The sequence below is a fragment of the Roseixanthobacter psychrophilus genome (assembly GCF_043195195.1).
In the GTDB taxonomy this organism is placed as follows: Bacteria; Pseudomonadota; Alphaproteobacteria; order Rhizobiales; family Xanthobacteraceae; genus NCEH01.
The window spans coordinates 1-1,319 of sequence record NZ_JBAFWT010000135.1; the positions used below are offsets into that span (position 1 = coordinate 1).

The 1,319-nt window shown below is 65.0% G+C and carries 1 protein-coding gene; it reads right to left on the minus strand.

All coding sequences use genetic code 11. The annotated features are described in order from the left end of the window. Window positions 1-140 precede the first annotated feature (140 nt). Window positions 141-1,319, minus strand: a 1,179-nt coding sequence (gene tnpC / locus V5F77_RS28825) for an IS66 family transposase (protein WP_429008477.1), incomplete at its 5' end; no start/stop codon positions are given.

Here is a 1,319-nt window from a genome sequence, read left to right on the forward strand (position 1 = left end):
ACGTTCTTCTCAAGCTGCTTGTCCGAATAGAAGATCATCAAGCCGGTCACGATGGTCGTGACAAGCACGAGGCTGAATGCCAGCACGATTTTGGTGCCGATCGAAACGTTCTTAAAATTCGTAACTGCTCACCCCCATCGTCACGCGGTGAGGCAGATTGGCTTTCCGGCGATGGCGTGTTCGATGGCCTGAAGGGGCGTTATGCCGTTGAGAGCGCCGGTTCCGATGACCGAGCGGATGGTGGCATGTCCGTGTGCGCCGTCCCATGAGCGAAAGCCGTTGGTGACCTTGCGCATGATGACGGATGGCCTGAGGGCTCGTTCCGAGAAATTGTTGGTGGGCGGCACGTCGGGGCGATCGAGACAGGTGAAGTACCAAGCCCGCCAGCCCAGCACCTGTTTGCGCAACTTCTCGTGCGCCGGCCCGCTCACCGGCAGCGCCATAAGCGCGTCGAGCTTTTCATCGGCCTTGCGCCGATGGGCGGCCATGGTGGCGGGTTTGACCGCGCCCCAGCTTCGGTGTTTGGCGACGACCCAGCGCAACAGCTTTTGCACGCCCGGCGCGAAGGTGCGGTCGCCCTCGTCGATGGCGTATTGAACATCGCGCAGCACATGAGCCAGGCACACCTGCGCATCCCGGCCGTGGCCGGTCTGGGCGGTGAAGCGGTCCGAGACCCAGACCTCGGGCCGATGGCCATCCAGAACGATCCTGGGAACCACCGCGCCGCGCGTATCGGCCATTTCGTGCAACACGGCATCGGGGCCGGCAAACACCCATTCCCAGGCGGATCGTCCCTTTATCCGCGCCCCGGTCTCGTCCGAACACATGACCCCGGCTTCGCGCAGAAGCTTCAGGATGTCCTGGCGCGTCCCCGCCATGCCCCGGCCGCAGCGCTTGAGGGCATTGGCGATGGCGCCCTCGCTGATGGAGAGGTTCCAGATTTCCTTGAACAGGCGCGACAGGCGGCCATAGGCGATGGCGTGATGGTGATGCAGATAAGCGACAAAAGCGTGCAGGCGCGGGCCGAAGGGTGTGCCAGGTTCCATCCCCTCGGGCGGCGTGCCGCGCACCTTGGCCCCACAGCCCGGACAGCGGCAGGAAAAGATCCGCACCCGTGTCGTGTGGGCGCTCACCGGCGGGATGTCCACATGGTCGTATTCATGCGCCAGCGTCTGACCGTCCGGCGGCAGACCATGTTCGCAATGCGGGCAGGATATCGCGCGGCGCTCGGCCACCTCGTCCGGGGTCCCGGCCAGAACCCGCGCCACGCCGGGACGTCCCTTGCGACCCTTGCGCTCCCGTTCCGGCCGGTTGGCCTT